A 21827-nucleotide genomic window follows, 5' to 3' on the forward strand; every position below is an offset into this window, starting at 1 on the left:
CGGGCTGATGCCCTCCCCCTAGCCCTCTCCCACAGGGAGAGGGCACTCAGGACCTTACTGACCCTGAGGAATATCGCTCGCATCCTGATGCAAATCATCGGCCGCCGCCTGTACTGGCTGCGGCGCCGTTGCCATGATGGCGTTCCAGGTGGCCTTCAACTCTTTCATGTCATATTCCGGCTCACCTTTCGGCTGTAACAGAATCAACGCCATATCCTGCGACAGCTGCTGACGCAGATCCTGATTCAGCATTTCAACGGTCAGGCCGTTCAGGAAATCCTGACGCAGCTTCTGATACTGCTCCGGCGCGATGTCCACGACCTGATTCTGCAAGGATCGAATGCGCTGGCTGATTAAGATATCGGTATCGGCGCGGGCATAGGTGGCGAACAGTTTCTGCAATTCGAGGGATTTCTGCGCGACCAGCGCGTTAAACTCCTCTTCAGACAGGCCCTCTTTGCGCACTTTAGCCAGCTCTTTTGCCACCACGCCGAGATTCGCGTTCAGCTTATCGCTGGGCGATTCCACGTTAATGGCGCACTGCGCGCGCTGGAACAGCACGCGGCAGTCAAAGCCCAGGCCAATGTCTTTAACGTTGTTCTTGCTGAGCGTCTGCTGAACGTGCCAGAACAGCGCTTCACGCGCGAGATCCGCACGCCAGTAACGCAACAGCGCCGAAGACTCGCGAATCGGCTGCCAGGCGGTATCCCACATCATTGAAAGACGATCCTGACGCACGGTATCCGTCATGATGCTGACCGTCTCAGGACGCAGCGGAGAAAGCGTAGGAACCGGGGCTGGCGTTTCACGCTTCCCTTTCAGATCGCCAAAGGCTTTGTTGATTTGCTCTATCACCGCACGGCTGTCCACGTTGCCCACCACAATGAGGGTCATGGCGTCCGGGGTGTACCACTGCTGGTAGAAAGATTTCACCTGCTGTGCGTCAACCGGCTGTTTCAGCGGCTCTGCCGGGTCATGACCAAGCAGCGTTGACCCTTTCAGGCGGTAGCGCCACCAGCCTTCTTTGGTATCCGTCGGCCAGGTCGCCACCATGTCGCTGTTGCTCAACGCATAGTTTACGGTCTCCGGCGTAATCGCCAGTTTGCCGGTCGCATCGGAAAGATAGGTAAGCGCTTCTTTAAGCAGATCGTTACGGTTGTTGGGCAGGCTCAGGTTAAACATGGTGTAGTCATAGGAGACCACAGCCGGGGGAAGCGGGCGTTTTGGATCGATGGCCTGTTGCCATAAAGAACGCACCTGAACCGCCTGCAAACTGCCGCTCTGGGTGAGCGCCAGTCGAGGAATAAAATGGCTTAAGCCGGTCTGCTGGGTGCTTTCTGTGAGGGAGCCGGTATTCACAGCCAGACGAATTTCAATGCGATCGCTCGGACGTTGCGGAGTGGATAATACCTGCCACTGGAAACCGTTCGCCAGTGTTCCTTGTTGCCAGGCCGGGTCTGGCTGGAGCGCATCTGCCTGCACATAACTGGCTGCTGCCATCATCAGCAAACCGCCGGTTAAGAGTCGAATTTTTGTGCCCTGCATGTGAACCCCTGATCAACATTCCTGGTTAAAGAGAGTGTCTCGCGACGTGAGCACTCAAAGATGACGATGAAAACCTTCCGATTAGACAGCGTGTTCGGCTAAACGTCACGGGCGGAAGTGAAATATACCTCAAAAAAATCTTGTCGAATTATGACAGGTATGAGCGGTTATTATGCGCAGGTGCCCGCATCCCCACAAGGGAATACGGGCATTTATGAGGGATTAAGAGGATAAACCGGGGGTTTTGTCCTCAGATGGGCGGTTATTCAGCGTATCGTTAAGTTTCTTGTGGTCCAGCTCTTTCACCCACTTCGCTACAACGACCGTCGCCACGCCATTGCCGATCAGGTTGGTTAACGCACGGGCTTCAGACATAAAGCGGTCGATACCGAGGATCAGGGCCAGGCCCGCCACCGGCAGATGACCAACCGCTGAAATGGTCGCCGCCAGCACGATAAATCCGCTGCCCGTGACGCCCGCCGCCCCTTTTGAGGAGAGCAGGAGCACCACCAGCAGCGTAATCTGATGGAAGATATCCATGTGGCTGTTGGTGGCCTGGGCAATAAAGACCGCCGCCATCGTCAGGTATATCGAGGTGCCGTCGAGGTTAAAGGAGTAGCCCGTCGGAATAACGAGCCCCACCACGGACTTACGGCAGCCCAGCTTTTCCATTTTATCGAGCATGCGCGGCAGCGCGGATTCAGAAGAGGACGTGCCGAGCACGATCAGCAGCTCTTCGCGGATGTAACGGATAAATTTGAAGATGCTGAAGCCGGTCGCACGGGCGATGGAGCCGAGCACCACCACCACAAACAGAATACAGGTGATGTAGAAGCAGATAATCAGCTGGCCGAGCTGTACCAGCGTGCCGACGCCGTATTTACCGATGGTAAACGCCATCGCGCCGAAGGCACCAATCGGGGCCAGACGCATGATCATGTTGATGATGCCGAAGATAACCTGCGAGAAGCTTTCAATGACGTTGAAAATCAGCTGGCCTTTGCTGCCCAGGCGGTGCAGGGCAAAGCCAAACAGCACGGCAAACAGCAGCACCTGAAGGATGTTACCGCTGGCGAACGCGCCAATTACGCTGCTCGGGATCACGTCCAGCAGGAAGGCCACAATCCCCTGATCTTTCGCCTGTTCAGCGTAAACCGCCACCGCTTTCGCATCCAGCGTGGCCGGGTCAACGTTCATGCCCGCGCCAGGCTGCACCACGTTGACGATAATCAGGCCGATAATCAGTGCGATGGTACTGACAATCTCAAAGTACAGCAGGGCAACCGCCCCCGTACGGCCGACCGCCTTCATGCTTTCCATGCCGGCGATACCGGTCACCACGGTACAGAAGATGACCGGCGCGATGATCATTTTGATGAGCTTAACGAACGCGTCGCCGAGCGGCTTCATTTGCGCGCCCAGTTCCGGGTAGTAGTGACCGAGCAGAATACCGATGGCGATGGCTGTCAGGACCTGGAAATAAAGACTTTTGAAGAGTGAGGTTTTCATAGGGTGTCCCTGGGAAGAAAAACTACAGGCTTTGTAAGGTTATGGTTAACCTGCGGCTTTAAAATAACACCCACATAACAGGACAGAAATAAACGAGGTTCAAATTTGAAACGCAAATGTTAAGAACTTTGAGCTGGCTCGCACAAGCCAGCAACAAAATTACACTTTTGCGTTATTGCCAGCAGCGGCGAGATAGCGTTGCTCAAAAATATCCGACGGCACGGCACGATCAAAAAGGAAGCCCTGACCGCTCTCCACGCCTGCCGCAGCCAGCCACTCGCGCTGGGCGTCGTTTTCAATTCCCTCGGCAATCACGTGCAGATTCAGGCTGTGCGCCATCTGAATAATGGCCTGTACCATACTGCAATCCTCCGGCAGCCCCTCAACAAAGGTTTTGTCGATTTTCAGGACGTCCACCGGCAGGGTTTTCATGTGATGAAGCTGGCGCAGGCCGGAATACCCCATGCCAAAATCGTCCAGCGCAATGCGGACCCCGGCGTTACGCAGCGGTTTCAGAATGGCGACAGCGTCGTCAGGATTGTCGATACAACGGCTCTCGGTGACTTCCAGTATCAGCGTGTCGGGCTGGATGCGGTAGCGGTGGATCAGCGCGAGCGTCTCCGGCACCATGGTCGGGTGCATCAGCTGTAGCGCTGAGAGATTCACCGACAGCGGCAGCGTAATGCCCCGCTGCTGCCAGGCCGCAAGCTGGCGGCACGACTCTTCCAGCACCCAGTACCCCACGGTGACCATCAGGCCGCAGGACTCAATACGTTCGATCATCCCCTCAGGCAGCTCCCACGTGCCGTCCGGCTGCTGCATGCGCAACAACGCTTCGGCGCTGGTCACTTCACCCGTACGCAAATTCACCTGCGGCTGTAGCCAGAGCGCAAACTGGCGATTGTCCATCGCCGTCAGAATGTCACTCTCTTCCGTCAGGCGCTGCTGGGCTTTTTCCATCTGCTCCGGGTCAAAGAACTGGATCTGATTTTTCCCTTTCCGGCGCGCGGTGAACGCTGCCGAGAAAGCACGTCGGTAAAGCTGCTCGGCGGTCAGGCCACCGTAGTACATCGCAATCCCGATGCTCGCGCTCGGACGAAGCTGGATACCCTGAATGGGCAGCCGTTCATTAATGACAGTGAGCACTTGCTGACCTAGCGTAATGGCCTGCCACGGCTCTTTTACGCCGTGCGCGATCACCACCAGGTCATAGCCGCTGACCTGGGTGAGCACCATGCGCGGCGCCAGAACAGATTTCACCTTTTCCACCAGCGTCAGAAGTAGCATCTCGCGCTGGCTCTCTTTCAGCACGCCCGTCGTGTCCTGCAAGGTTTCGCAGGCGATCACCATCAGCGCGGTGGGCTGCTGGCGGGCGACGGTCTGCTCCAGCAGGGCCATTAAAAACGCTTTGTTAGGCAGATCGGAAACCGGAAAACGGGTGGCATTGTTACTGAGCTCTTCCTGCTGACGCAGGACACGCTGCTGGTTGATATTGTAACTCCGGACCAGCATGCCGATTTCATCGTCGTGATGAAGGCGCGGCAACGGTAGCTGATGCCCCATTTGCTCCTGCGGAGAGAGGTCGTTCAGCTCCCGCGCGATGCGGCGCAACGGATGCACAATTAACCGGTTGATGCACCACGTCAGCGCCACGCTCAACATTAAGGTCAAGAGTAAGTAAGTGGTTACCAACGTAGCAACCCAGCTCATGACGAATTTATACATGCGGTACGAGTCCGCCTGTAGCACCAGGTAAGCCAGCGGCTGCGGGTTAGCCGGTCTTTCCAGGGAATAGAGAGGCAGCGAAATCTGCACCGGCAGTTCAAACAGGCGCATCACCATCATCGGGACGGGACGCTCCGGGATAAAGCTCATCCGCAGCGCCTGAAACTGGTTCGGCAGTACGACGTCGGCGCGGCTCACGATACCGGCAGGCTGGATGCGCTTCAGAATGGATTCCGCCTCGGGGATATCCCCTTTCAGGATCGAGGCCGACAGAGGTTCCCGCACCGAGCGGGCAATACTTTCCAGTTGCGAAGCCGTGTTATAGCGGTTCTGCTGTACGGAATGAAACAGCAAAATGACGCAGAAGATGAAGACAAACAGCATTGTGACGGCAGACACCATCGCCATCTGTTTGATCGTTAAGGAACGGCTGACACGCAAAATGACTCTCCACAAAACTCGAAGCGCAGGGCGCACCAGGGTGTAAACCTGGTGCGCCCGAGTATACCCGATAGCTGCACTTTTAAGAGAGACTTACAATTAGATTAAGCAAAAATCCGATCACCAGTCTGCATAAGGCACCAGCGGTTCCGGCGGTAAGTCCATATCACCCTGCCAGCCTGCGGCAGAATACCGAACATAGAGCAGCGCATGACTCGGGGTATAGTCTTTCGCTTCCTGAATATCAACGCCCAGACCGACAAACCAGTTGGACGTCACGCGGCGTTCAACAATCGCCCTTGCGGTATAACCCGTCCCTGACGAGCTGCTTCCGGTTTCCATCACACCTTTATCGGTATAACGGCCTGGCTCATTGTCCGGGATCAGCCCCTGCAACGGATAACGCATCACATCTTTTGTTTTTGAATGGGACCAGGAGACGGAGCCACCCAGCTCCCATGACCAGTTCTCGGTGCGTTTACGCCAGTTCACCGGTAAAGCGAACGACACATACTCCTGCGGGCTGTAGTAACCGCCCTGGCCCAGCGAATAACCGCTTAAATCCTTATCGTAATGCCAGAGCATATTGGACACACCGACCGTCAGGCGCTCGTTGTTCTGATTGATAAGCTTGTAGTAATAGCCGGTCATCCAGCGGACGCGCCAGTTATCTTCGACATTCTTCCCGCTGAGGCTGTCGGCACTCAGGCTTGACCATATACCGTTAGCTTCGCCTTTGTCGTAGCTCACGCTCACGCCGCCACCGGTGGCACGCACGCCGCCCCAGGTGGTGTCGGTATTGGGATCTTTTTGCCCGCCGAAGGCCAGCACGGAGCTGGAAATCGGACGGCGATGGGCGTTCAGGGTGTAGCCAATCGGCCCTAAGTCGTTGCTGTAGCTCAGACTGCCCACTACATCGACCACGTCGAAGCCCATCGGCGTTGTACCGATGTCCCACGCCCAGGTCTGGTTCTGCCAGCCGACGGCGACGCTGGCGCCGTTGGCCGACTGATTCGTGCTGCCGCGACATGGCGTTTCGGCGCAGGTGCCCCACGTTGGATCGTAAGTGCCATTGTCCGTATCAAAGGAACCGGCGTTCATATTGACCAGATCGCTACGGAAGAACATGCGACCATCCGACAGCGGCGCATCAACCTGGAGCATGGTGGTGTGGGCTTTCAGGTCGGAATAGCCCCCCGTGCCGCTGGAGCCCCAGTAGTCGTGTTGCAGCGTGACGTTAAGATCCTGCTGACGATAAAGATCGCCTGCATCGCTGCGTACGCCGCGCTTCAGCCAGTCATCTTTCTCATCGTTACGCGTGAGACGCGTAAAACTGTCGTTATCGGTCGGACGGGTCGTCGTGATGCCCGATGAGACCATCGCATCTTTCCAGGTTTCCAGCGCCTGCTGAGGCTGGCCGTTTTGTGCCTGGAAACGGGCGGCATCACGCATCACCAGCGCGCTTTCCATAGAAGGCGGCTGCGATTTTGCCTGAGGAACAATGGCGTTGAAGGTCTTTTCTGCCGTGGCAGAATCACCCAGACCGGCCTGCGCCATGGCGATCCGGCGCTGCATATTGAGGGAGAGCGGTTCGCCGTTTTGAGCCGCGGGCAGTTTCGCCAGCTCAGCGCGAGCGGCGTCCCTGTTGCCCTGAGCAAGATTGACTTCGGTCAGGCCGAGAATCGCGTCTTCGTTCTGCGGTTCCCGTTGCAGGACGGTGTTGTAGGCGGTTTTCGCGGCCTCATGATCGCCACGCTGTTCAGCCCAGTCCGCCAGCGTTAAGTCGATACGGGTGGACGGGGGCTGCTGGCGAAGCAGCGCTTCCGCCTCCTGCTCTTTTCCACCGTCGCGCAGGCGGTTGGCGTTTTCCAGCACCTGGTTACTTTGCAGGCGGCTCGCCAGCTCCTGAATGTTGCTGTTCCACCTGTCGCGCGGCAGCGTGTTCAGATGCGCCAGCGCGGCGCGGTCCCGATCGTTGCCGGACAGGTACAGCCCGCTGGCGTAAACCTGCTCCAGATCGTCCGGTTTCTGGCTTGCCAGCTGACGCATCAGGTTATCGGCCTGGCTGCGCTGACCCGCGCTATACAGATCGCGCGACAGCCGGTAGGTGATCCACACGTCGCCCGGGGAAAGCGCAAGGCGTCGGCGCTGGATTTCTGCGGCCTGGGCATATTTCCCCTCGCTTTCCAGCCGTTCGGCCTGGGCTGACAGCTGCTCGTTCGTCAGGCTACGTTCAATATCATCAATGCTGCGGCGCTGGCTGGCAGAGAGCGACTGAATAAACTGCGTCGCCTTCTCCGGAGACTGTGCGCGATAAATATTGGCAAGACCGCGCACCGCGTTGGTGTTGCCGCTGTCCATACGCAACGCCTGGCGGTAATAGCGTTCGGCCGCGTCGTTATCTTTACGCGCCGCCGCCGCATCACCCAGCCCCAGCACCGCGTAGCTGTCGGTATTATCGACGCTGCGCGCCTGCTGGTAATAGCGTTCTGCCTGGGCCGTATTGTTGGCTTTCAGGGCGTTATCCCCCTGCTGGATCAGCAGCCAGTATCGGTTGACCTTCAGCAGGCTGTCCCATTTGCCCCGGTTATCGCTCTGCGGATCGAGGGCGATCGCCTTTTCAAACTGCGCCACCGCGCGGGCGCGATCGCCTTTCTGGGAATAGGCCTGCCCCAGCGCGCCTACGGCTTCGCTGTCGGCGTGGTTGGCGCTGACCGCTTTCTGCAACTCCGTCACCGCTTTGTTGCCCTGCCCGGCTTCCACCGCGGCTAACCCTTCGGCTTTGGCGCGAAACGCCGGATCGGCGAGCTGTTTTTGCTGCGCTTCAAGCTGCGCGCGCGCCGCCGTCACGTTATCGCCATCGCTGAACACGCTCAGGTACTGTTGCAGCGCGGTGACGCTGGTGCTGCTGGCCGGCAGATCTTTGATCTGCTGGTACCACATATCCGACGCCTGACTGCGGCCCTTGTTCGATTTGGCCATCTCCTGCAACACCGCAAACCCTTCTTCACGGCGTCCGCTCTCGAACAGAAGCTGGGCCAGCGAGGCCTGTAGCGGGGCGTTGCCCGGGCTGGTGGCGTTAAGGTTTTTAAGCTGGCCTATGGCTGAGTTCCGGCGGGCGGGATCTTTTGCCACCACGTTCCAGTACTCCGTCGCGATGTCGCCCGAGGGCGGATTCCCGTCAAACAGTTTGTCATACGCGGCAATGGCTTCCTGCGTATGGCCGGTAGTGGCAAGCAGGCGAGCCTGCTGGAGGGCCTGGCGACCGTCCGGCGTGGAGAGCAGCATGGTCGTACGGGAGGACTGGTACGCGCTGGAATCGGGTGCTATTCCTTTCAGGCGATCCAGCTCTTTTTGCGCGCCCGCCGTATCGCCCTGTCGTAACAGATAGCGGAAGCGTGCGGCAATCACGTCCGGGTTGTCGGGGTCGATCAGCTCAAGGCGGTAGAGCGACTGACGCACCAAATCCTCACGCTGCGTGGATTCGCCCAGACGAACCTGTTCCAGCAGCTGTCTCTGCTGCGGGGAGTTGGCGGCCTGGGCCAGGGGCATTAGCGCCAGGCCAAGCGATAACGTGAGGAGATTTAGTGTGAACGTGCGCATTCCTGGCCCCAATCCGGTAGTAATTCACCTTGCGCGGTGAAGCGAAAACGATGCTGATCCCACCCTTGTCCAAAGAGGGTCAGAACGTAGCTGTAATAAGCATTATTATCGGGAAAACGATCGGCGACGCGCTGACGTTGCACCGCCTGCGCGTCCCGGTTTTGTAAAAACGGAAGCAGGGAGGCAGAGAACCCAACCGGCCCATCTCCGGTACGTTTCCCGGTCGCTACGTCCACTTTTTCCGGCGGCAAGCCTTGTTTGGTTGTGGTGGTCGCCATGGGCTTGAAACGCGCCAGTAGCCGGGCTTTCTGTGGATCGCTATCGTTCATCATCCCTACCCAGAGATAGACGCGAATCGCATCGTAGCTGCCGATAAGGGACGCATCCTGCTTCAGCTGCCAGCCGCCCTTCTTCTGATATTTCACCCAGTTCGGGGAAAATCCTTTAGGCGCGGTCTCCAGCAGCAGACGCAGGTTGGTTTCTCGGAGCGTCGTCCACGGTGCACCAAAACGGGTAAAATAACTCGCAAGCTGCGGCGGCAGGTAGCTGGGGTTGAAGCGCCAGGCACTCTCTTCGGCAAAACCGACTTTACCCGGCAGCAGCATAGAGCCCAGACCCGGCACCTTCACCACTTCCTCGGTGGCAATGCGCGTCAACAGCGCCTTACCCGTGCGCGTATAATCGGGATTTTTCCATAGCCGCCCGGCTTCCAGCAGCGACCAGGCAATCCAGATATCGGCATCCGACGCCGAGTTCGAGTCGATAACGGCCCAGGTTTCGTCGTCCTTTTTCCCCCACAGCCAGGCTGGGAGATGCTGGGCTAAATCCCCCTCGGCAAGGTTATCGCGTGTCCATGCCAGCAGCAGATCGAACGCCTTGCGATCGTTTGCTGCCAGCGCAAAGAACAGCCCATAGCTTTGCCCTTCCGAGGTGGTGATCTTGCGCGCGTCGCTGGGATCGATAACGCGCCCACCTTCGCTCATATAATCCTGCTTGAACGTCTCCCAGGCGGGCCAGCGGCAGGCGGCATGAAGATTCGCCGCCGCCAGCATCAACGCTGCGACTACACACCCACGAAAGATTTTCATCACCGCTTACTCATGGTCCGGATTAAGACGACGACGGCTAATGATTCGCAGCAGACGCCACAGCACCCAGGCCAGCAATACGACGCTGAGCGCAGCCAGCACGGCCAGCAGCACCGGGTGGTTAGACAGGGCGTACCACAGGCGCTCGAACCACGGCAGATGGCCCACATAGTAGACATCCCCCACGCGCAGGCTGTTGACCCCCGACTCACGAATAACCGAGACGGAACCGTACATTGCCGCCCGTTTACCGCTGTCGTTCATGGCCGTATTGAGCAGCTCATAGCCGCGCGGGCTGTCCGCCAGCAGGGCGATAACGCTGCGCTGGTCGTTATACGGCGACTGGAAGCCGACAATCGCGGCCATCGGGCCCGTTGAGCTTACGGTCGTCCTGATATTGGCCTGACGATCGCCGCTGTCCGGCATGATGCTCGGGAACTCGGTCTGACGCAGCGGCGTGTTGACCCATGACTGCGCCGCCTGCACCAGCAGATCGACGCGCTTCTCGTCTTTCAGCTTGTCCGGGATGTTGCCGATGACCATGATATCGGCGTCTTTGTTCTGGATCTGGCTACCGTCGTTCGTCACCGTCACGTTGACCGCCGGCAAGCCGGTTTGCGCCCCGATGGTGCCCATGGTATCCAGCAGCGTGGCAACCTGACCTTCGTTAGCCGCTTTTGGCATCACGACAATTGATTCAGAGAGATCTGCCATGCGGCTGAACGGGAAGCTGGCATTTGCAAACGCACGCAGGTCCGGCATCGCGATAAAGTGGTAATACTTCGAGAAGTCGATCGTGGAATCATCACCAATCACCACGTGGTTTTGCACCGGCTGGAAGGTAATACAGTTTTCCACCGTTCCACCCGGCATCGGGTTCATATACTGGAAGTTAAACCGCAGCTGGTTCACCGCACCCAGCTTCAGCGCCGGGATCGACACATCGGTTTTACCGTCCAGCAGCCCCTGCAATACTGGCAGACGAAGCATCAGCCGGTTTGTCTCCTGGCTGCTTGTCAGGCTGAACGATTGCAGGAACTGGTTGTTGAGGCTGATATCCATGCGCGAGCTGTCTTTGGTTGCCGGCGCGGTGTAACGGTAGTTCAGGTTGATATCAATCCCGTTGGTGCGCAGCAGATACAGATCCGGCGGCAGGTTCAGCGACAGGCTGACGGGAGAAGGCTCCAGCCCGGTGGACTGCAATTGCTCTTCATAGGTTTTCAGCTCACCGAAGGTGATCGCGCGGTCGGTGCGCACCCAGTTTGGGGCATCATAAGGCTTACGCGCCAGCAGCGGTTTCACTTCATCCACCACGACGCTGTTGCCGCGGAACAGGATATTCCCCTGCGCAATGCCCTTCGCCGCCTGCACCAGATCTTTTTCATCACGCCCGAAGACCACCAGCAGCTTCACGTACGGGTTGTCCGGATGGGTGATCATCTCGATGGTGGGCGCTTTCACAGCCGGATGGTCACGCAGGAATGACGGACGTTTGGCGTTGGTGGCAAACACGATCGCGTTTTTATCCGGCATTTTGTCGTACATGACCGGGAAACTCTGACCGCGCCAGCCGGAGCGGGAACCAAACCAGGATGCCACGATGGAGGCCGCCAGCTGTTCGGTCACATCCGGAGAGCCCGCAAACACCATCGGCAGGTTCAGAGGACGGTTATCGCGCGGGTCGAAGAACGGCACCGGGAAGGCCGAGAGATCGTTTTTCAGCGCCAGTGGCTGATACGTCATCTGTAGCGAGGAGTTGCGGCCCACATCCAGCCACAGGGTGCTGCTGGCCGGGTTTTCACAGACATCGCGATAGTGACCGACAAATTCCAGACGTACGCGGTTAAAGTCTGTAATAAACAACGGGTTAATCGGCACCTGGGCCAGGGTTTTCTTACCCAGCTGCTCTTTGGTGACGGGCAGGACGTCCATCAGCTCGTCATTCAGATAGACCTTAAGCTGGGACTGCACCGGCAGCAGCGACGGCGATGGCGTGTATTCCAGGTTGAGCATCGCTTTCGACACGACTTCATCGCTGCGCATACCGAATTCGATACCGCCATTGGGGTTAATGCCGCGCAGGACCATGCTGCCCGGAGGAGGCGCGATCTGGGCGAACGTCAGCTTAACGTCACGCGACGGCGTATTTTCCGCAACCACGGGTGCGTTGGCCCCGGGCACGCCAGGCATGACCTGCCCCACCACCGGATTACCGGCAGGCAGCGTATTTCCCGTCGTCGGCTGATTTGGGACGACGTTTTCCGTCTGCCCCGGCGCCGCCGTCACAACCGGATCGGTCGCTTGCGCGACGACAGGCACCGTTGGAGCGGGCGTGGCCGCTGCGTTATCAGGCGCCGCGTTAGCCACTGTTGCAGGGAGCGCACTCATCCCCATTGCCACTGCACATAACCAGGAAAGTTTTGTTTTCATCGCGTTATCATCATTGTTGAGCCATAACCGGGTCCGCCTGCTTCGCTTCATCTCGCTCAGGCCGACGCGGAATGAACGACACGACCCAGGAAACCAGCGAAGTAAGTGACCGGAAAATTAATTTCACCGACGACGGGGCAAATTCTGCAAGGTGACGATAGCCACGGAACCCCAGCTTAAGAATATCCAGCAGGCTTTCCAGAGGCTTATCCTCAGGGAAGCTGTCCTGCCAGAGAGCCCACGTATCCGCGCGGGCAAACGTACACTGCACAAAATCAATGTGTTGCTTTTTGGTCAGCGGCATCAGTTGCAGACCCACCTCATTTCCTCTCACGCGTACAACCTGCGTCGGGAAGACATACTCCTGCTGGCCGCGCTTAAGCAGTAAGTTAACCTTCTGCCCCTCCAGCACCTTAGCCTGACCGTTGATCTTGATACCCAGACCGCCATCCGAGAAGTCATGTACGGTACAGGAGAAGAGATGGCCATCGTCGCGGGCAATGGCCGCAGGCATGCTGATTTCGACGCGATGCGCGCGGCGGACCTGTTTACTCTCCACCGATACCGCCACCGCGCCACCGAGGATAATCAGGTTATAAAACACCCACGCCATACTCACGAAGACCGTCAGGACTTCGTTTTCCGGGCCGTAGAAGTAGCGCCAGATCCCAACAATGACGCCCACAATATTCAGCAGCACCAGGAAGATATAGGGCCGGGAGATCACCCAGTCGACATACTCCTCTTCCACCAGCCCGCCCTTCGCGGTGACGTTAAATTTCCCTTTATGCGGGTTAATCAGCGCCACCATGGTTGGCGGCGCGATGTACCAGGCCAGCACCGTTTCGTAAATTTCGCTCCAGAAGGAGTGGCGATATTTCCCCTGAATCTTCGAGTTCGTCAGGCTGGCGTGGATCATGTGCGGCAGCACGAACAGGGCAATCATCAGCGCGGGAGCGTAGATGATGTAAGCGTGAAGGAGCAGGAACGCCAGCGGTGCGGTGAGGAAGATAAGCCGTGGAATACCCGACAGGAAGTGGAACATGGCGTTGACGTAGCACAGGCGCTGCGCCAGCTTCAGCCCTTTGCCCATCAGCGGGTTATCGAGACGGAAGATTTGCACCATGCCGCGCGCCCAGCGAATACGCTGGCCGATGTGTGCCGACAGGGATTCCGTTGCCAGCCCCGCCGCCTGGGGAATGCGCATATAGGCCGAGGTATAGCCAAGGCGGTGCAGACGCAGGGAGGTGTGAGCATCTTCCGTGACCGTTTCCACGGCGATGCCGCCAATTTCATCCAGCGGCTTGCGGCGGATAACCGCGCAGGAGCCGCAGAAGAACGTGGCGTCCCACATATCATTCCCGTCCTGCACCAGGCCATAGAACAGCGTGCCCTCGTTCGGGGTTTTGCGGAAACGACCGAGGTTACGTTCAAACGGATCCGGCGAGAAGAAGTGGTGCGGCGTCTGCATCATCGCCAGCTCTTTCTCCTTCAGGAACCAGCCCATCGTCATTTGCAGGAACGAGCGCGTTGGCACGTGATCGCAGTCAAAAATAGAGACGAACTCCCCTTTGGCATATTTCAGCGCATTGTTGATGTTACCGGCCTTCGCGTGTTCGTGAGTGGTACGGGCGATGTACTCTACCCCCACTTCGTCTGCGAACTGGCGGAACTCGGCGCGGCCACCGTCATCGAGGATCCAGATTTTGATTTTGTCCTTCGGCCAGTCGATACCCAGCGCGGCGTAGATGGTATTTTTCACCACCGACAGATCTTCGTTGTAGGTCGGCACGAAGAGGTCCACCGTTGGCCACTGGGTCGTGTCTTTTGGCAGCGGCACCGGCTGACGATTCAGCGGCCAGATAACCTGGAAGTAACCCAGCACCAGCACGATCCAGGCGTAGGTTTCCGCAAACAGCAGCACTAGCCCGCACACCAGGCTGACCGGATCGTCCCAGTTCAGCGTTGAGGTATAACGCCACCAGATGTAGCGGCAGGAAACGGTCAGCGACAGCACAATCAGCATCAGGGCGGAAAAACGCCCCGGAATGCGCCGTACCAGCAGCGCCACGCCCCACAGCAGGATCAGGAAGGTAAACTGCGCCAGCGGGTTGAACGGCTGGGTAATACAGACCAGCGCCAGAATGAGCGAGAACGCCACCACCACGCCGAGAATAAAACGCCGCAAGCCCGGGTGGAGGTGCCCGAGCTCTTTGTGGTTATCTAAATGTCCCGTTCTGTCGCCAACCCGGTCGGGTAGCCGGTCAAGCCACTGGTGATAGCGTTCACGCAGGTTCTGCACCCGATCGAAGCTACGCCAGCGGGACGTTTTTTTCTCCGCGCCCGTTGAGGTCGCCAGCAGCCAGATGGACTGAATAGCGTAGCGCGCGGGATCGAGCGGACGCGGCTTGTCAGGGTTGATATGCGGATAGAGTTCACCGTGGCGCGCACGAATACGTTGCCAGCACGGATGTTCAAGGGGGATGAACATCCACGCCAGAACCATCCAGAAACAGCCCAGCGCAGCGCTCAGCGATGAAGCGCCGTGATGACGGTAATGGCGATAGCGTTCACTTAAGCGCGAACTGACCGGCGGGATAAGCAGCCAGCTGGTCAGGCGACTCATGCCGTACTCCCGGCAGACTCAGGCCTTTTCGCATAGTGCAGCAGACACCAGTTGGCCAGCGTCAGGATCTCTTCCGCCGCCAGTGAATCGCTACGGTACTCCCCAAGGGGTTGTTTCGACGCGAGGCACTCCGCCATCGCTTCGTCACGATGGATCACCATCGGCAACAGGCGGCGCTGACTCTGTAGCCAGACCTGGTACAGATCGTCCTGGATCTGGCTGCCAATGCGCAGATCGTTGATCAGAATATGGGCATTGGCAGGCAACGCCTGCTGATGCAGACGGATATGGCAATTCGCATCTACGTTCGCGATGGAGAGCACATGGTCACACTGCGCCAGCAGCTGGCGGGTCAGCGACGCGGCCCCGTGCGGCAGGTCCAGCAGGATCCACCGATAGTGCCCTTTCTCTTTCAGGCTCTGCAACGCGGTGGTGAAGCGAGAGAACAGGCGCTGAAACGCGGCTTCATTCCCGCGTTCGGTTTCCGTCAGCTGACCAAAAGGAAGCAAATCGAGCTGGGAGGTATAGCGCAAACCCGCATCCCGCCAGTCTTTATCGTCCAGAAGCGCGCGCCCCCAGCCGTTTAAATACGTAAAGTCGACATTGAATGACATGCGCAGCAAATTATCGGAGCAGGCATCAATAACCAGTACCGATTCACCTAAAACCTGCAATGACCACGCCAGCGCCGCGGTTACGGAAGTTGTACCTACCCCACCACGGACGCCCTGTAATCCTAGTACGGCCATCAATGGCTTCCTTATTGTTGTTGGGCAAACTCAGCTAATAACGGCCAACGTTTAATAGCCGCAGCCAACTGTTCCCGCTGGGAAATATCGGTGTAATCTATTTCAGGCAACGAAAAAGCCTGCGTGAGCGCCAGAAAATCGTTTTGGAATGTGTAACCCAGGCTTGAGTCGACTGGCGTTGCGGGTTCGTTATTTTGCATTCTTATTTCATCCCTTTGAGTAAAATCATAAGATTCAGATGCAGCGAGGCGTCCTGCCCACGAAATTCATTTACATGCTAAATCTGATGTTCTTTAATTTCAATGTTAGGTTTATTTCTACGCTTTCGCTAGTAAACTGAGAGGCATAGAAATTCGACGAAAAGAGGGACACCGTGGACTCCATATTTTCTATTGGCATCCAGTCATTATGGGACGAATTGCGCCACATGCCAGTCGGAGGAGTCTGGTGGGTTAATACGGATCGTAATGCTGATGCCATCAGTCTGGTAAACCAGACGATAGCGGCGCAGGGTAAGGATTCCCGCGTTGCCGTCATTACGATGGGCGATGAGCCAAAGTCAATCATCAGGCTCGAAACTGACCGTGGACCCCAGACAGTACGATTATTTTCCATGTCAGCAGAGGCCGACAGTTTATACTTTTTACCCCGCGATATTCAGTGCTCTATTGTTCCTGAACACTATTTACTGATTCTTAAATGTTCTCAAAACGGTCTACAAAATATTCCGTCAGAAAAACTGCTGAAATGGCTGGAAAGAATCAACAGATGGACGAAAAATCAAAATTGCACCTTATTGGTGGTTAACCCAGGCAGTAATAACGACAAGCTTTTTTCACTTTTAATGAGTGAATACCGCTCCCTCTATGGCCTGGCCAGTATTCGTGTCCAGACTGACAGCCATCTATACGACGTGGCATTCTGGTGCAATGAAAAAGGGGTGAGCTCCCGACAGCAGCTTACCCTCAAACATGTCGGGGATGAGTGGCATCTTGCTCAACAGGAAGAGACGGTGGTTCAGCCACGCAGTGATGAAAAACGCGTTCTGAGTCATATTGCGGTACTGGAAGGCGCACCTGCTCTTTCTGAACACTGGTCACTGTTCGAAACCAATGAAGCCTTATTTGATGAAGCGCGCACCACACAGGCGGCGACCATTATCTTCTCGTTGATTCAGAATAACCAAATCGAAACGCTGGCAAGGCATATTCACACGCTACGTCGACAGCGCGGCAGCGCGTTAAAAATCGTGGTGCGTGAAAATAATACCAGCCTGCGCGCCACCGATGAGCGCCTGTTATTGGGCTGTGGCGCTAATATGGTCATCCCCTGGAATGCGCCCCTCTCGCGCTGTCTGACGCTGATCGAAAGCATCCAGGGCCAGCAGTTTAACCGCCACGTTCCGGAAGATATCAGCACCCTGCTTTCCATGACGCAGCCGATGAAGCTGCGCGGCTACCAGAAGTGGGACACCTTCTGCGACGCGGTGGGCAACATGATAAGCAATACGCTGTTACCGGCAGACGGAAAAGGGGTGATGGTTGCCCTGCGTCCCGTGCCGGGCATTCGTGTTGAACAGGCGCTTACCTTGTGCCGCCCTAATCGTACAGGGGATATCATGACCATTGGCGATAATCGCCTGGTGCTGTTCCTCTCCTTCTGCCGGGTGAACGATCTGGATACCGCGCTGAACCATATCTTCCCGCTGCCTACCGGAGATATTTTCTCGAACCGCATGGTCTGGTTCGAAGATAACCTGATTGCTGCTGAGCTTGTCCAGATGCGTACCCTGGCACCCGAAAAGTGGGCCAAACCGTTGCCTGTAACAAGCGGTGCCGTACCGGTTCTCAACGCGAAGCATGACGGGCATGTCTGGCGTCGGGTACCTGAGCCGCTACGTTTACTGGATGAGAACAAGGAGAGCGCGCCATTATGAATATCAGCGATATCATTCAACTGGTTGTTCTGTGTGCGCTAATTTTTTTGCCGCTGGGCTACTATGCGCGCCATTCCCTGCGCCGTATTCGCGATACGGTCAGATTACTGTTCGTCAAACCTCGCTATATTAAACCCGCCGGAACACTGACTCGCGCTCCGAACGTCAAGGCAAACCGAAAACATGACTAATTCTACCTATACCTCTTCGGCGCCATCGCCACTCTGGCAATACTGGCGCGGCCTGTCCGGCTGGAATTTCTACTTTCTGGTGAAGTTTGGTCTGCTGTGGGCAGGCTACCTTAATTTCCACCCTCTGCTTAACCTGGTGTTTATGGCATTCCTGCTGATGCCAATCCCGAACCTCAGGCTGCACCGTATACGTCACTGGGTCGCTATCCCCATCGGTTTCGCCCTGTTCTGGCATGATACCTGGCTGCCTGGCCCCGAAAGCATCATGAGCCAGGGCTCCCAGGTCGCAGGTTTCAGTACGGACTATATGCTCGATCTGGTTGAGCGCTTTATTAACTGGCAGATGATTGGCGCGGTATTTGTCCTGCTGGTCGCCTGGCTGTTCCTGTCTCAGTGGATCCGCGTGACGGTGTTTGTCGTCGCGATTATGGTCTGGCTAAACGTCCTGACGCTGACGGGCCCGAGCTTCTCGCTGTGGCCAGCCGGTCAGCCGACAACAACCGTGACCACCACGGGCGGTTCCGCCGCCGCTACCGTCGCGACAGCAGGGGATAAGCCTGTGGTAGGGGATATTCCCGCGCAGACCGCACCGCCGACATCCGCTAACCTGAACGCGTGGCTCTCCAGTTTTTACGCTGCGGAAGATAAGCGCCAGACGAAATTCCCGGATGCGCTGCCTGCCGATGCTCAGCCGTTTGAACTGCTGGTGATTAACATCTGTTCTCTGTCCTGGGCGGATGTCGATGCGGCCGGGTTGATGTCGCATCCGCTGTGGTCGCATTTCGATATACAGTTTAAAGACTTCAACTCCGCCACCTCCTACAGCGGCCCGGCGGCTATCCGCCTGCTGCGCGCGAGCTGTGGGCAGCCTTCGCATAAGAATCTCTACCAGCCCGCAGCTAACCAGTGCTATCTGTTCGATAACCTGGCAAAACTCGGCTTTACGCAGCACCTGATGATGGGCCACAACGGCCAGTTCGGTAACTTCCTGAAGGAAGTGCGTGAACAGGGTGGAATGCAGGCGCCACTGATGGACCAGAAAGGGCTGCCGGTGACGTTACTGGGCTTCGATGGTTCGCCGGTGTATGACGATACCGCCGTGCTTCAGCGCTGGTTCGATACCGTCGGCAAAGAAGAAGGGACGCGAAGCGCGACGTTCTATAACACGCTGCCGCTGCACGACGGGAATCACTATCCTGGCGTAAGCAAAACGGCCGATTATAAAGCCCGTGCCCAGAAGTTCTTTGACGAGCTGGATGCGTTCTTTACCGAGCTGGAAAAATCAGGGCGTAAAGTGATGGTGGTGGTGGTACCGGAACATGGTGGAGCGCTGAAAGGCGACAGGATGCAGGTGTCTGGCCTGCGTGATATCCCAAGCCCGTCCATCACTAACGTTCCGGCCGGGATTAAGTTCTTTGGCATGAAGGCGCCGCGTCAGGGTGCGCCTGTTGAGATCACCCAGCCAAGCAGCTATCTGGCCATCTCGGAACTGGTTGCTCGCGCAGTAGACGGTAAGCTGTTTGTGGAGGATAGCGTGAACTGGGATCAGCTCACCAGCGGGCTGCCGCAGACGGCAGAGGTATCGGAAAACGCTAACGCGGTGGTGATCCAGTATCAGAACAAGCCTTATGTCCGACTGAATGCCGGGGATTGGGTGCCGTATCCGCAGTGATAGCCGCTACACCCTCTCCCCTGTGGGGAGAGGGTTATTCTGCACTTCGTAACGAAATTTCACCGCCCACCCAGGGCTTAATCACGCCATCCTGCTCAAGAAGCAACGCGCCCTGAGCGTCAATGCCGCGTGAAGTGCCGTAAATCTCTTTATCCCCAATCAGCAGCTTCACCGGTCGGTTAATAAAGTTATCCAGCTTTTCCCAGCGGGAGAGGAACGGGGCTAACCCCTCCTGTTCAAAGAGCGTCAGCGAACTTCGCAATTCATTGATCATCCGGACTGCAAGCGTATTGCGATCGATGGCGATCCCCGCTTCCTGGAGGTTGGTCCAGGCCTGGTTCACAACATCGTTTTGCACGTTTCGCATTACCATGTTTAGCCCGGCTCCAATGACGATCTGCGCGGCATCGCCCGTTTTTCCCGTCAGTTCAACCAGGATACCCGCCAGTTTGCGATCGTTGAGATAGAGATCGTTCGGCCATTTCACCCGAACTTTATCCGCGCCCAGATCGTGCAGCACCTCTGCCATCACGATACCGATGACCAGGCTCAGCCCGATGGCCGCAGCCGGCCCCTGCTCAAGCCGCCAGTACATGGAGAGATAGAGGTTGGCGCCAAATGGCGAGAACCACTTGCGACCCCGACGGCCACGTCCTGCCTGTTGATACTCGGCAACGCAGGCATCGCCGGATGTCAGCTCGCTCAGGCGGTCCAGCAGATACTGGTTCGTCGAATCAATGACCGGCAATACCGCAACGTTGCCGTGCCCAATCTGGCTGCGAATGATCTCTTCATTCAGTAACTGGATCGGTTCCGGCAGGCTATAACCTTTACCAGGCACCGTAAACACATCCACGCCCCAGTCGCGGAGCGTTTGTATATGCTTGTTGATAGCAGCGCGGCTCATGCCCAGCTGCTCGCCCAGCTGCTCACCAGAATGAAACTCGCCATCTGCCAGAATGCCGATGAGAGTTAACGGAATCGTATTGTCCTTCACGCAATGGTCTCCACGGCATTCACTTCGCCTGTTCGGCCAATAAAGCGAACTTCAGGCTCCAGCCAGACGTTAAATTTTTCGCCCACGCGCTGGCGAACATGGTGCGCCAGGTTGACGACATCTTCACTCGTCGCGCTGGACTGGTTGATCAGTACCAGTGCCTGCTGACGGTGAACAGCAGCGCCACCAACAGTGGTACCTTTTAAATCACATTGATCGATAAGCCAGCCTGCGGCCAGCTTCACGCTGCCATCCGCCTGAGGATAATGCGGAGCCGTTGGCCAGCCGGTGAGAAATGCTTTGGCATTTTCGCTGCCGATCACCGGGTTTTTGAAGAAACTGCCCGCATTTCCGTTCACTTTCGGGTCCGGAAGCTTGGTCATTCGCATATGGCAAACGGAATCAAATACCTCACGCGGTGTGACGGTAGCCGGATCGAGGCGAGTCAGATCGCCGTAAGTCAGCACCGGTTTCCAGTCCTTTGCCAGACGCAGACCAACGGCCACAATGACGAACCGATCCTGATACTCGTGCTTGAAAATGCTGTCGCGATAGCCAAAGCGGCACTGCTCTGCGGTTAAGCGCTGCGCATTACCCGTGGCCAGCTCAATGCAGTCGACGTATTCGCAGACGTGTTTCAGTTCGATGCCGTAGGCACCGATGTTTTGAATAGGAGACGATCCTGCGCAGCCCGGGATCAGGGCCAGGTTTTCCAGCCCGGGCATCCCTTTTTCAAGGGTATATTGCACCAGACGGTGCCAGTTTTCGCCAGCACCCACGCGTAAATGCCAGCTGTCAGCGCGCTCTTCAACGTCAATTCCCATGATGCGGTTGACGATCACCGTTCCCGCAAAATCATCGAGAAACAGGACATTACTTCCTTCGCCCAGAATCAGTACGGGTTCACCGTTTTCTGTTGCGCTCTGCCACGCGTTCAGCAGCTGCTGAGCATTTTCGGCACGTACAATTTGATTAGCATTTCGTTGAATACCAAAGGTATTCCAGGGCTTAAGGGAGTGGTTCATAGACGCTATCCTGATGCAAAAACCGGGGTAGTTTACCGTATATACGCAGGGATAGGTGATTAGTTTATGGAAATGAAGGATCTGCAAAAACGCAAAAAGGCCATCCTTACGGATGGCCTCTTCACTTGTTTGATGCCTGGCAGTTCCCTACTCTCACATGGGGAGACCCCACACTACCATCGGCGCTACGGCGTTTCACTTCTGAGTTCGGCATGGGGTCAGGTGGGACCACCGCGCTAAAGCCGCCAGGCAAATTCTGTTCATCTGTATCAGGCTGAAAATCTGTCTCT

General features: G+C 56.9%; 14 protein-coding genes and 1 rRNA gene. 3 read left to right on the plus strand and 12 right to left on the minus strand.

The features are described from left to right. Window positions 1-54: 54 nt before the first annotated feature. The 9 genes from DBR02_RS09380 to bcsR all read right to left on the minus strand — a co-directional run bounded on the left by DBR02_RS09380 (window position 55) and on the right by bcsR (window position 15916). Entirely contained in the window at window positions 55-1545 is a 1491-nt protein-coding gene (locus DBR02_RS09380; protein ID WP_063450024.1) for a M16 family metallopeptidase, read from the minus strand. Window positions 1546-1767: 222 nt separating this feature from the next. Next, window positions 1768-3054 carry a C4-dicarboxylate transporter DctC gene (gene dctA, locus DBR02_RS09385; RefSeq protein ID WP_063450025.1) on the minus strand — a complete coding sequence of 429 codons (1287 nt, stop codon included), beginning with the start codon at window positions 3052-3054 and terminating at the stop codon, window positions 1768-1770. Window positions 3055-3213: 159 nt separating this feature from the next. Further along, window positions 3214-5220 (minus strand): biofilm formation regulator HmsP, encoded by a 2007-nt coding sequence (gene hmsP / locus DBR02_RS09390; protein WP_107534167.1) that lies wholly within the window; start codon window positions 5218-5220, stop codon window positions 3214-3216. Window positions 5221-5340: 120 nt separating this feature from the next. Continuing rightward, on the minus strand, window positions 5341-8823 hold the full coding sequence (bcsC, locus tag DBR02_RS09395; protein WP_107534169.1) for a cellulose synthase complex outer membrane protein BcsC: 3483 nt from the start codon (window positions 8821-8823) through the stop codon (window positions 5341-5343). Further along, the gene (gene bcsZ, locus DBR02_RS09400; RefSeq protein ID WP_063450028.1) at window positions 8805-9911 is read right to left on the minus strand and encodes a cellulose synthase complex periplasmic endoglucanase BcsZ; all 1107 of its coding nucleotides are present in this window, start codon (window positions 9909-9911) and stop codon (window positions 8805-8807) included. The genes bcsC and bcsZ overlap by 19 nt, the downstream gene beginning before the upstream one ends. 6 nt (window positions 9912-9917) lie before the next feature. Continuing rightward, window positions 9918-12341, minus strand: a complete 2424-nt coding sequence (bcsB, locus tag DBR02_RS09405) for a cellulose biosynthesis cyclic di-GMP-binding regulatory protein BcsB (protein ID WP_107534170.1) — start codon at window positions 12339-12341, stop codon at window positions 9918-9920. Window positions 12342-12351: 10 nt separating this feature from the next. Continuing rightward, window positions 12352-14967: a UDP-forming cellulose synthase catalytic subunit gene (gene bcsA / locus DBR02_RS09410; protein WP_107534172.1), complete on the minus strand. Its 2616-nt coding sequence runs from the start codon at window positions 14965-14967 to the stop codon at window positions 12352-12354. Beyond that, window positions 14964-15716, minus strand: a complete 753-nt coding sequence (gene bcsQ, locus DBR02_RS09415; RefSeq protein ID WP_107534174.1) for a cellulose biosynthesis protein BcsQ — start codon at window positions 15714-15716, stop codon at window positions 14964-14966. The genes bcsA and bcsQ overlap by 4 nt, the downstream gene beginning before the upstream one ends. Window positions 15717-15727: 11 nt before the next feature. Beyond that, window positions 15728-15916 (minus strand): cellulose biosynthesis protein BcsR, encoded by a 189-nt coding sequence (gene bcsR / locus DBR02_RS09420; RefSeq protein WP_003861175.1) that lies wholly within the window; start codon window positions 15914-15916, stop codon window positions 15728-15730. Window positions 15917-16089: 173 nt separating this feature from the next. Here bcsR and bcsE point away from each other — a divergent pair, with 173 nt between their 5' ends. Genes bcsE through bcsG form a run of 3 tightly spaced genes read left to right on the plus strand, consistent with a single transcriptional unit; the run spans window position 16090 to window position 19515 of the window. After that, on the plus strand, window positions 16090-17652 hold the full coding sequence (gene bcsE / locus DBR02_RS09425; protein ID WP_107534176.1) for a cellulose biosynthesis c-di-GMP-binding protein BcsE: 1563 nt from the start codon (window positions 16090-16092) through the stop codon (window positions 17650-17652). After that, complete coding sequence (bcsF, locus tag DBR02_RS09430) at window positions 17649-17843, plus strand: cellulose biosynthesis protein BcsF (RefSeq protein ID WP_006808586.1); 195 nt, start codon at window positions 17649-17651, stop codon at window positions 17841-17843. Before bcsE ends, bcsF begins: the two co-directional genes overlap by 4 nt. Next, the gene (gene bcsG / locus DBR02_RS09435) at window positions 17836-19515 is read left to right on the plus strand and encodes a cellulose biosynthesis protein BcsG (protein ID WP_063865332.1); all 1680 of its coding nucleotides are present in this window, start codon (window positions 17836-17838) and stop codon (window positions 19513-19515) included. The genes bcsF and bcsG overlap by 8 nt, the downstream gene beginning before the upstream one ends. Window positions 19516-19549: 34 nt before the next feature. On the opposite strand, the gene birA is transcribed toward bcsG, so the two are convergent. The 3 genes from birA to rrf all read right to left on the minus strand — a co-directional run bounded on the left by birA (window position 19550) and on the right by rrf (window position 21787). Further along, window positions 19550-20512 (minus strand): bifunctional biotin--[acetyl-CoA-carboxylase] ligase/biotin operon repressor BirA, encoded by a 963-nt coding sequence (gene birA / locus DBR02_RS09440; protein ID WP_063865331.1) that lies wholly within the window; start codon window positions 20510-20512, stop codon window positions 19550-19552. Beyond that, window positions 20509-21537, minus strand: coding sequence for a UDP-N-acetylmuramate dehydrogenase (murB, locus tag DBR02_RS09445; protein WP_107534178.1), 1029 nt, complete (start codon window positions 21535-21537; stop codon window positions 20509-20511). Before murB ends, birA begins: the two co-directional genes overlap by 4 nt. Window positions 21538-21671: 134 nt before the next feature. After that, window positions 21672-21787: ribosomal RNA gene (rrf, locus tag DBR02_RS09450) — 5S ribosomal RNA — on the minus strand. Window positions 21788-21827: the final 40 nt, after the last annotated feature.

Origin of the sequence: Enterobacter cloacae complex sp. (assembly GCF_900322725.1) — a bacterium.
Classification (GTDB): Bacteria; Pseudomonadota; Gammaproteobacteria; order Enterobacterales; family Enterobacteriaceae; genus Enterobacter; species Enterobacter quasihormaechei.